Origin of the sequence: Streptomyces sp. McG3, from assembly GCF_018619185.1 — a bacterium.
GTDB lineage: Bacteria > Actinomycetota > Actinomycetes > Streptomycetales > Streptomycetaceae > Streptomyces.
The window spans coordinates 1-7,808 of sequence record NZ_JAAXYC010000344.1 but is presented as its reverse complement, the minus strand read 5'-3'; the positions used below and the strand labels follow the sequence as shown (position 1 = coordinate 7,808).

Sequence of the window (7,808 nt, the reverse complement as noted above, 5' to 3'; positions counted from 1 at the left end):
GTCCGATGCCGTGCCCACCCCGCATTCCTCCCCCGTCGGCCTCGGCCGCATCCTGCCGGTGGACCGCATGGAGGCGTTCCCCGGACGCTGGGTGGGTGGCGTCGCCATGGTCCTGGGCCCGCTGCTGATGCTGGCCGGCGCCCTGACGCGGGTCCGCTCCGACTTCTTCTTCCCCGCGCAACTCGCCGCGTACGAGCGGCATCCGGGTCTGATGGCCACCTCGTACGCTCTCTTCGCCGCGGGCAATCTGCTGCTCTGGCCCGCCGTGGTTCTCCTCGCCGCCCGGATCGGCGCCCGCAGCCCGGGCTGGGGCCTGTGGGGCGGGATGCTGGCCCTGTGCGGCCTGTTCGCCCGTGCCTTTCACGCCGGGGTCGATCACATGGCTTTCCGGCTGGCGGACGCCGAGGGCGCCGCAGCCGCCACCCGGGCCGTCGCCGAGACGTACGGCGCCTTCCAGATCTTCTCCGCGCTGAACATCGCCGTCCTGGCCGGCTGGCTCGTGCTTGCCCTCGGCAGCCGGCGCACCCAGGTGCTCGGCCCGGCACGCGCGCTCGCCCTCGCACTGATGGCGGGACTGCCGCTCGGTGCCCTGAAGGGCACCACTTCGCTGTCGCTGGTGGCACTGGCGGGGTTGACCGTTGCCCTGGTGCCGATGGGTCTCGGCCTGCTGCGCCAGGGCCCGCGGCCCAGCCGGGCGGCGGTGCTGCGCTGGGTTCCGCTGGCCTTGGGGACGCTTGCGCTGATGGTGGTCCTGGGGCAGGCGGGCTGAGTGGGCGTCGACCGATACCGTCGTGTCATGAATCGCACGGCCGGCCGGTATCTCCACGCCATCGACCTGGCGCCTGCCCTCGCCCTGACCGTGCTCTACGTGGGCTTCGCGGAAGCGACCGCGGCCGACGGGCAGCCGGTCTACCACGGTCCGGTCTGGCTCGGCTGGCTGGTCGCGGCCGCCGTCGGTCTGCCCGTCGCGTTCCGCCGCAGTTGGCCGCTGCCCGTACTGGGTGTCGTACTGGCGGCTCTCACCGCCGCCTCGGTGCTCGACGTGACCCGGGAGCCATACGCCGCGGCGGGCCTGGCCGCCTACTTGGTGGGCCTGGCCGAACCCGCTCGACGTTCCCTCACGGCGCTCGCCGTCGCGCTGCCGGTGGCGGCCGGCGGGGTGTATCTGGGCGAGGCCCTGATCACCCCTGCCGGTGACCAGCAGGATGCCGCGGGCGTGGCCGTCCTGGTCCTGCTGGTGATCGGCGGTGCCTGGACGGCGGGCTTCGTCGTCCGCTCCCGCCGGGCCGAGGCGCGGCGGGAGGAACGGCGACGGGCCGAGCACGTACGGGACGAGGAACGGCTGCGCGTCGCCCGCGATCTGCACGACATCGTGTCGCACAATCTCAGCCTGATCGCCGTGCGGGCGGGCGTCGCCGCCCATGTGGCCCAGGCCGATCCGCAGGAGGCCCGGGCCGCGCTCAGGGTCATCGAGGAGACCAGCAGGGCCGCACTGGCGGAGATGCGCCGCACTCTGGGCGTCCTGCGCACGGAGGGGGCCCCGCTGGGCCCGATACCGGGTCTCGGCGGCCTCGGCAAGCTGGTGGAGCAAGCACGACGAGCGGGGGTCGACGTGGATCTGACCGTCCGTGGCGCGGATTCCCTCGTGGAGGGAACGCAGTTGACGGTGTACCGGGTCGTGCAGGAGGGACTGACCAACGCGGTCAAACACGCCGCCCCGACGCGCTGCCGGATCACGGTCGCGGCGGACGGCGAGACCGTCCGTATCGACATGACCGATGACGGGCCGTCGGGCGGCTCCCGCCCGACGGCCGGGAAACTGCCGGGCGGGCACGGCTTGACGGGCCTGCGGGAGCGGGTACGCATGTACGGCGGGAGCGTCCGGGCCGGTCCTCGGCCGGAGGGCGGCTTCGCGGTGTGCGTACGCCTGCCGGTCGGACGGGAGAGAGCGACATGACCGTGCGAACAGGGCCGACGGGCCCGCCCCGTACGCCCGCGGGGTCAGGTCCGACCCGCGTGCTCGTCGCCGACGATCAGGCCATGGTCCGCGGCAGCTTCCGCGTCCTCGTCGACCACACCCCCGGCCTGACCGCGGTCGGCGAAGCCGCGGACGGCGCCGAGGCCGTCGAACTCGCCCGCCGCGAACAACCGGACGTCGTCCTCATGGACATTCGCATGCCCGGCCTCGACGGCATCGAGGCGACCCGCCGCATCTGCGCCGACTCCGCCACGAGCGGGGTCCGCGTCCTCATCCTCACCACCTTCGACCTGGACGAGTACGTCTACGCCGCCCTTCGCGCGGGCGCGGCGGGCTTCCTCCTGAAGGACACCCCGCCGTCGGAGGTCCTGAGCGCCATCTCCGTCATCGCCGCCGGGGACTCCCTGCTGGCTCCCTCGGTCACCCGCCGTCTGATCGCCGAGTTCGCCCGTCGGCCGGAGCCGGGCCGCCCGTCGGCCAGAAGCCTCGACGGCGTCACCGACCGCGAACTGGAGGTTCTCACGCTGATCGCCCGCGGTCTCTCCAACACGGAACTGGCGGAACACCTGCACCTGAGCATCGCCACGGTCAAGACACACATCGGGCGGCTGCTGGCCAAGCTGCGGGCACGCGATCGCGCGCAACTGGTGATCGTCGCCTATGAGACGGGCCTGGCAGGCGCACACCGGCCCGGATGGTGACATCACCTCTCCTCTCTTCCGTACGGGCGAAGACGCGGACGACCCCGCGGCTCCGGCACCCGGGCAGCTCCCCGCTCACCCCTCGCGCCGCGACCGCCAGAGCAGCCAGATGAAGTACGGGGCGCCGATCACGGCCGTCAGCAACCCGACCGGGATCTGTGCCGGCGCGATGACCGCCCGGCCGACGAGGTCCGACACGACCACCAGCAGCGCGCCGAGCAGCGCGCTCACCGGTATCACCCGCACATGACCGCGGCCCACCAGGGCACGCGCCGCGTGCGGGGCGACGAGGCCGACGAATCCGATCACGCCGACCGCCGCCACGGCTCCCGCCGTCAGGACGACGGCCAGGCTCAACAGCGCCAGCCGGGTGGCGCCGATCCGCACGCCGAGCAGGGCGGGCGTCTCGTCGTCCAGCCCGATCAGGTCCAGCTCGCGACGCATCAGCGCGAGGACGGGCAGCGCGACGACCAGACCCACCAGGACCGGGACCAGCTCGGGGAACGTCCGCCCGTACGTCGAACCGCCGAGCCAGGCCAGCGCCTTCGTCTCGTTGTACGGGTCGGTGAGCACGATCAGCAGACTCACGAACGCGCCCGCACCGGCCTGCACACCGATGCCGATCAGCACCAGGCGGTTCTGCTCCAGCCCTCGGCGTGCGGCGAGACCGAAGACCAGCGCCGCGGCGGCCGTCGCACCGGCCAGCGCGGAGCCGCCGATCAGCCAGAAGCTCGCCATCGGCACCACGGTGAGGACGGCGACCGCCCCGACCCCCGCCCCGCTGACGACGCCGAGGACGCCCGGCTCCGCCAGCGGATTGCGCGACACCGCCTGGACGACGGCACCCGCGACGGCCAGCGCCGCACCGGCCAGCAGGGCCGCGGCGACCCGGGGGACGCGCGTGTCGAGGACATAGCCGACGAACTGCCCCGCCCGGCCGGTGAGCCAGTTGCCCACATCACCCAGGAGCAGCGTCGCGTCGCCGAAGAGCGTCGCCGCCACCACCGCGCCCAGGAGGCCCACGACCGTCGCCACCAGCGTCAGGACGAACGCCCGCCGGCCGCGCAGCCGGGCGAACGCCGTCGAGCCGCTGTCCGTGCCCATGTCGCGCGACCGGTAGGCCAGGACGATCAGGACGAGCGCGCCGAAACAGGTCGTGACGATGCCGGTGGGCACCTCGGCACCCGCCTGGGCGCCGAACACCGCGCGCAGAGCAACGTCCGCGCCGAGCACCACCAGCACACCCGCGAGCGCCGACGCGGGGATGAACGCGTGGTGCCGGACCAGGCCCGGGATCCACGTGCTGAGCAGCCGGACCACGGCGGGCGCGCACAGGCCGACGAAGCCGACCGGCCCCGCGACCGCCACGGACACCGCCGCCAGCAGCACCGCGAGGATCACGGCCGTGCTGCGCGTCAGCCGGGGGCTCACGCCCACGACCGCGGCGCCGTCGTCGCCGAGGGCGAGGATGTCCAGCCGCCTGCCGAGCAGCATCAGTCCGGCGAACGCCAGGAGCGCGACCGGGGTGAGCCGGTCGATGGACTGCATGCCGATCTGGGCGAGCGAACCATTCCCCCAGGCGAACAGCCCGGTCGTCTGCTGGGAGCGCAGGAGCAGCAGCATCCCGCTCAGCCCGGACAGGGCGAGGGTGAGCGCCGAACCGGCCAGCACCAGCCGGATCGGTCCTGCCCCCGCCCGCGACAGGCCGAGGACGACGCCCGCCGCCAGCAGCCCGCCGAGGAACGCCGTGGCCCCGGCCGGCAGCGCGGGCAGCGTGATGCCGAACGCGGCGACGGCGACCACCGCGAGGTACGCGCCCGCGTTCACGGCGAGCGTGTCGGGTGAGGCCAGCATGTTGCGCGACACCGACTGGAGGGCCGCGCCCGCCGCGCCGAGCGCGCAGCCGACGAGGAGCCCCGCGGCGAGCCGGGGCAGCCGCGAGTCCAGGACGACGGCGGCCGTCTGCTCGTCTGCCGTCCGGTCGGAGGCGGCCCCGGTCGCCAACTGCCAGAGCGTGTGCAGGTCCACGGCGGCGGTGCCCTGGCCCACGTGGACGATCGCGAGTGCGGCCAGCGCGACGATCCCCGCGATCGCGAGGAGGAACATCCGGCCGCGACGGGCCGGTGGGCCGGCCACCACCGGGGACTCGGCCCCGGCCGGACCGGCCGCGCCCGCCCCCGTCTTCACGGGGGCGGGCGGGGCGGTTGTGGTGCGTGTGCTCATCGTCAGGCGGTCAGCGCGCCGACGAGGGCGTCGATGTACTCACGCATCGACGCGGTGCCACCGAACATCCAGATGCCGTCGGGCAGCCGGTGGACCTCGTCGTTCTTGACGAACGGGAGGGACTTCCACACCGCGTTGTCCTTGAGGCCGTCGGCGAACGGGTCGCCGCCGTCGGAGTCGTTGGCGATGTACGCGAACCGCGCGTCGCCGATCTTCGTGAGGCCCTCGACATCGGTCGCCGCCAGGCCGTAGGCCGCGTCGCCCTTCAGCTTCCACGGGTCGACGAGGCCGAGTTCGGTGTTCACGTCGGCGAGCAGCGAGCCCTTGACGTACGGGCGCACCGAGACCTGGTTGCCCTCCTGCCAGCCGTCGGCGAAGGCGACCTTCTCGCCGTCGAGACCGGCGTCCGCGAGCTTCTTCCTGCCGTCCGCGACCGCCTTGCGGAAGGACTCGACCTCGGACTCGGCCTTGTCCTCCTTGCCGGTGGCCTTGCCGATGAGCTCGACGGTGTCGACCATCTGGTCGATCTGCCGGCTCGCGTCGGCCGAGCGGACCACGGCGACCGGGGCGGCCTTGGACAGCTGGGCGATGGCGGAGTCGGACAGGTCGGTGGTGGCGATGATGAGGTCGGGCTTGAGACCGGCGACGGTGGCGACGCTGGGCTCGCCCCGGGTGCCTATGTCCTTGACGCCCTTGGTGAGCGGCGCGGCCGTGTTGTACGCGGTGTAGCCCTTGACGTCGGCCACGCCGACCGGCTGGACGCCGAGGGTCACGAGCGACTCGACGACGTTCCACTCGGTGCCGACGACGCGCGTCGCCGGCCCGTCGAGCGTGACCTTCTTGCCGCGGGAGTCGGTGATCGTCACCGCGCTGTCCCCGGCGGACTCCTTCTTCGGCGCCTCGGTGGTGCCGCAGGCCGTGAGGGCGAGCGCGGCCGCGGCGGCGAGGACGGGCCACGTCAGGTGCTGGTTCTTCATGAGGGTGTTCAGGGCCTTTCGGAACGAAGGTGGTGGCGGCCGACCGCGCGGGTGCGCGGGATGCCGGTGGAGGAGTCGGGTTCGACGTCGATGCGGATGCCGTAGGCGTCGCTGAGCCGCTCGGGGGCGTACACCTCCGCGGGCGTGCCCGCGGCGACGATCCGCCCGGACGAGAGGAGGACGACCTGGTCGGCCACGGCTGCGGCCTGGTCCAGGTCGTGCAGGACGACGCCGACGGTGACGCCGTGGGTGTCGGCGAGGTCGCGGACGAGGTCGAGGATCTCGACCTGGTAGCGCAGGTCGAGATAGGTGGTCGGCTCGTCGAGGAGGAGGACATCGGTGTCCTGGGCCAGGCAGCAGGCGAACCAGACGCGTTGCAGTTGCCCGCCGGACAGGCTCTCCACCCCGCGGTCGGCGAACTCGGCGAGGTTCGTGACGGCCAGCGCGTGCTCGACCATCCGGGCGCCGTCCGGATCGGTTCCCCGGAGCCGGCCCCGGTAGGGGTGCCGGCCGAATCCGACCACGTCGCGCACGCTGAGGCCGGCCGGCGCGTTCCGGCTCTGCGCGAGCAGGGTGACACGGCGGGCGAAGTCGGAGCGCGACAGGGCGAGGGCGTCGACGGGCCCGCTGCCCTCGGCCGCCACGGTCACCCTGCCGGTACGGGCCTTGTGCAGCCGGGCCACCGCCCGCAACAGGGTGGACTTCCCACTGCCGTTCGGCCCGATGAGCGCGGTGACGCGACCGCGCGGCAGCCGGAGGTCGGCTCCGTGCACGACGTCGGTGCGGTCGTACGCGATCGTCATGTCGCGGGCGTCGAGGCCGGCATCGGGTTCGGGGGCCGCGAGGGCCGTGGCCGGGCCGGGCTCGGCCACGGCGGGCGCGACGGTGGCACCGGCACCGGCAGCGGGCGCGGAGCGCCGACGCGGCGGTGGGTCTTCTCGGTCGAGGGCAGGAGCGATCACGACCGTGAGGTTAGCCTAACCTAAATTGCCTTGGTCAAGCGGGATTCGGAATCGTGTCCTCCGCGTGACCCTTCGGGCGGTGCGCCGCACGGTCGCCGGTCGCCGCCGACGGCAATCGAGGGGGTCGAACGGGCGTGAGGGTCTCGGGTGGCGGTACTTTCCGGCCGAAGCGGCGATGTGGCGCATCAAGGAGATCCTGTATATCCGCAGGTCAGGCGGTAGTTTTGCGTTGAACCGCCGAAGTTCGTCCATATGCTGGACGGCTCGCGCGAGGCGCCTGAGCTGCCCGAATGACCATTCGGTCGGCTCGAACGCCCGTCTGCGGCTGGAAGCTGGCCGTGGATGTGCGCTTACTTTCCGCATGCGTAAGACTCCTGACCGCAATCAGGCACACGACGAAGGAGTCTTCACCCATGCGACGCAACCCTCACGTGATCTTCGCAACCATCACGGCGAGCACCCTTCTGCTCGGCGGATTCGCGACCGCCACCGCCCAGGCCGCACCGGCGAGGGCCGAGAGCCTCTACGCGCCCTCGGCGCTCGTCCTCACCGTGGCCCGCGGCGAGGACCCGCTGACCGCCACCGTCGAGCGGGCCGTGACGCTCACCTGCGTCCCCACCGCCGAGGGGACGCACCCCACTCCCGCTGCGGCCTGCAAGGAACTGGCCGCGGTCCAGGGGAAGTTCTCCGAACTGACCGCCGGTCCGTCGAACCGGACCTGTACCCGCCAGTGGGACCCGGTCGTCGTGACCGCCCACGGCGTCTGGCAGGGCAAGCAGGTCCAGTTCAGCACCACGTACGGCAACGCCTGCGAGATGGCGGGCAGCATGAACGACAACGCCGTATTCGCCTTCTGATCCACCGGGGCGCGCCGACGCCAAAATGACGGAGCGCGACTCCGTACCGCCCGACCGCGTCCGGCGACCCGCCCCGCCCGGCGTGCCCCGGTGGATCAGAAGGCGAATAC

The 7,808-nt window shown here is 72.9% G+C and carries 7 protein-coding genes; 4 read left to right on the top strand and 3 right to left on the bottom strand.

Annotated features, from left to right (window positions below):
- The 3 genes from HET64_RS39390 to HET64_RS33570 form a co-directional block, all read left to right on the top strand.
- A partial coding sequence (locus HET64_RS39390) for a hypothetical protein (RefSeq protein ID WP_308370420.1) occupies nucleotides 1-769 on the top strand: 769 nt, incomplete at its 5' end.
- A 27-nt stretch (nucleotides 770-796) separates the two neighbouring features.
- Nucleotides 797-1,957: a sensor histidine kinase gene (locus HET64_RS33575; RefSeq protein WP_215110985.1), complete on the top strand. Its 1,161-nt coding sequence runs from the start codon at nucleotides 797-799 to the stop codon at nucleotides 1,955-1,957.
- Entirely contained in the window at nucleotides 1,954-2,679 is a 726-nt protein-coding gene (locus HET64_RS33570) for a response regulator transcription factor (RefSeq protein ID WP_215110983.1), read from the top strand. Before HET64_RS33575 ends, HET64_RS33570 begins: the two co-directional genes overlap by 4 nt.
- A gap of 75 nt (nucleotides 2,680-2,754) precedes the next feature.
- Here the strand turns inward: HET64_RS33570 and HET64_RS33565 are convergent, their stop codons facing one another.
- From HET64_RS33565 to HET64_RS33555, 3 genes are read right to left on the bottom strand one after another with little or no spacing between them, the layout of a single operon-like run.
- Nucleotides 2,755-4,902: an iron ABC transporter permease gene (locus HET64_RS33565; RefSeq protein ID WP_215110981.1), complete on the bottom strand. Its 2,148-nt coding sequence runs from the start codon at nucleotides 4,900-4,902 to the stop codon at nucleotides 2,755-2,757.
- Between the two features lie 2 nt (nucleotides 4,903-4,904).
- Nucleotides 4,905-5,879 (bottom strand): iron-siderophore ABC transporter substrate-binding protein, encoded by a 975-nt coding sequence (locus HET64_RS33560; protein WP_215110979.1) that lies wholly within the window; start codon nucleotides 5,877-5,879, stop codon nucleotides 4,905-4,907.
- 8 nt (nucleotides 5,880-5,887) lie between these two features.
- Nucleotides 5,888-6,682 (bottom strand): ABC transporter ATP-binding protein, encoded by a 795-nt coding sequence (locus HET64_RS33555; RefSeq protein ID WP_251146243.1) that lies wholly within the window; start codon nucleotides 6,680-6,682, stop codon nucleotides 5,888-5,890.
- A 572-nt stretch (nucleotides 6,683-7,254) separates the two neighbouring features.
- Between HET64_RS33555 and HET64_RS33550 the strand changes: the two genes are divergently transcribed.
- Nucleotides 7,255-7,698 carry a subtilase-type protease inhibitor gene (locus HET64_RS33550; RefSeq protein ID WP_215110975.1) on the top strand — a complete coding sequence of 148 codons (444 nt, stop codon included), beginning with the start codon at nucleotides 7,255-7,257 and terminating at the stop codon, nucleotides 7,696-7,698.
- Nucleotides 7,699-7,808: the final 110 nt, after the last annotated feature.